The sequence below is a fragment of the Pantoea sp. SIMBA_079 genome (assembly GCF_046940275.1).
GTDB classification, from domain to species: Bacteria; Pseudomonadota; Gammaproteobacteria; order Enterobacterales; family Enterobacteriaceae; genus Pantoea; species Pantoea borealis.
Genome location: NZ_JAWRYR010000884.1, coordinates 1 through 238, shown reverse-complemented (window position 1 = coordinate 238; position 238 = coordinate 1). Strand labels below are relative to the sequence as shown.

At 68.9% G+C, this 238-nt stretch carries 1 protein-coding gene; it reads left to right on the top strand.

What is annotated here, in order from left to right:
- Positions 1–34 precede the first annotated feature (34 nt).
- A partial coding sequence (locus tag SB719_RS22470; RefSeq protein WP_412160081.1) for an RNase adapter RapZ occupies positions 35–238 on the top strand: 204 nt, incomplete at its 3' end.

Sequence of the window (238 nt, the reverse complement as noted above, 5' to 3'; positions counted from 1 at the left end):
CGCGTCATTCGCAGTTCCTCGAGCGCGGCGCGCCGTGAGTACGCCGCGTCCCGACACACCGCCGCCGTCCTTCTACGTCGTCAGCGGCCTGTCGGGCAGCGGCAAATCGGTCGCGCTGCGGACGTTCGAGGATCTCGACTTCTACTGCGTCGACAACCTGCCGGCGGAACTGCTGGCCGATTTCGTCCGCAACGTCACCCGCGCCGACGATCCACCGCGTCGCCTGGCCGTCGGCATC